Annotated in this window: 1 protein-coding gene and 1 pseudogene; both read right to left on the bottom strand. The window is 38.9% G+C overall.

Annotation, left to right across the window (positions count from 1 at the left end; genetic code table 11):
* A partial coding sequence (locus H6G97_RS50880; RefSeq protein WP_277883494.1) for a sigma-70 factor domain-containing protein occupies positions 1 to 215 on the bottom strand: 215 nt, incomplete at its 3' end.
* A 184-nt stretch (positions 216 to 399) separates the two neighbouring features.
* Positions 400 to 1,410: pseudogene (locus H6G97_RS50885) on the bottom strand (IS1380 family transposase); the annotation flags it as partial.
* Positions 1,411 to 1,738 lie beyond the last annotated feature (328 nt).

Here is a 1,738-nt window from a genome sequence, read left to right on the forward strand (position 1 = left end):
TGTACTTCAGCTTCGCTTTGCCCAAGTGAGGTAGCTAATTCTCTTGTGGTTGCTTCTCGCTTTAGTTGAAGTGCGAGGCTTGAGCGCTGTTCTTCAATCGCCATCATCTGCTGCACAAGCCTAGCATTTGTAATCTCTTGCTCAGGAGTTAGCAGAGGGTAGCGTCCGATTTCTTTGAGATAGGAGCGAACTAAGTCGGTAGTTTGGCTAGGCATACTTTCACCCGCATTTCTCACAAGCTCCTTTGTGTTTGATGATGAGTAATAAGTAATGGGTAATGAGTAATAAGTAATGGGTAATAAGTAAAATTTTTAACTCATAACTTCTTACTCCTTACTCATAACTCCTTACTTACTACTCATTACTCCTCCATTCGAGGTGTGGTGAGAAATCCGGGTGATAGTCTAACGACTTGTGCCAAATTGAGTTATCAATCAGGTCACAAGCAAGTTCAGAAATTTTTTCATCTGGTTTAAATAGAGTTTCTAAGAATGAAGTTACTGTTGATAACTTCTGCTCAAACTCAAGCAAGGCTCTATTTTGAGTCGCCGTAGCCATTTGAATTAAACGGCTGTTTCGCGCCAATCCAAAAACGTAGTCAACTCCAGTCTGCAACTCACACCATGTCCTTATATCGTCCCTGGAATAGGCACTATCTCCTCGTACTAAAATCTCAACATTCTGCCAATGTTGACGTATTTGTTTAATAACTCTCTGCAACTCTTCTAACGCTCCAAATGCTGGATCTACATTAGAAGGACGAAGTTTGGCTGCTAATAAGTGTTTCCCACAAAAAATATAAAGTGGAGCATAGCAATATCCTCCATAATAGGTATTGAAAAAAACTTGCTCCTGATTGCCATGTACTAAATCATCAGTTACATCTAAGTCCAAAATAATTTTTCGTGGTTCTTTTGAGTAGGATTTTAAAAATATATTTACAAATAGACTTTCAATTTCTGCTGAAGAATGTCCAATTTTATGGTAACGACTATCTGCTCCTTGTTCTACATCTTCAGGACAATGTTCCAGCCTATTTAATGTACTCTTACCTGCTAATATTGCAGGCTCATCCTGTACTCCAATTCTTTTTCCTAACGCTAGGGCAAACATCGGATCATGACGTAATTCTTCATGGTCATTTAAGTCTTCGTATCCCATGACCAACCCATAGATTCGTTGTCTAATTAAGTTTTCTATTGAATGGTCAATTCGATAAGGCTTTCGGTAATCTTGGAAACACTGTGCAAACTGTGATGTGATTTGCAGTTTTCTGTCTATTTCAGCAATTAAGTTTAACCCAGCATCGGATGTTACCAGCCCCCCATTGAAATTAACTACGACTTGAGGTGATTTTGCCTGTTCAAATCTGAACTGTTTTGGGAGCGGTCGCGTTGCGGGTCGATTCATTGGTTAAAAATGCTGAAATACTTGCCATATATACATTTTAGCAGTTTTAGACCCCGCTTTTTTCAGAGCTTGTGAGAAATTCGGGTGCTGACTCTTGACACCTGCATATTTCATTCTCGACTGGATTCTTATCAAAAAATCCCGTATTTACGGGTATATTCTGATGCTGATATTAGGATAACCCGTAGATGGTAGATTGAGAACGAAATCAATCCAATATTATGCAAAGTTTAACAGACCTAGAAAACAAATTATTAGAGGTACGCAAGTTACAGTCTCAAGTAGACAAGAAAAAAGCCGAATTGGACAAGCAAATCAGACAGCTACT

It is taken from the genome of Nostoc flagelliforme FACHB-838, from assembly GCF_014698065.1.
Classification (GTDB): Bacteria; Cyanobacteriota; Cyanobacteriia; order Cyanobacteriales; family Nostocaceae; genus Nostoc; species Nostoc flagelliforme_B.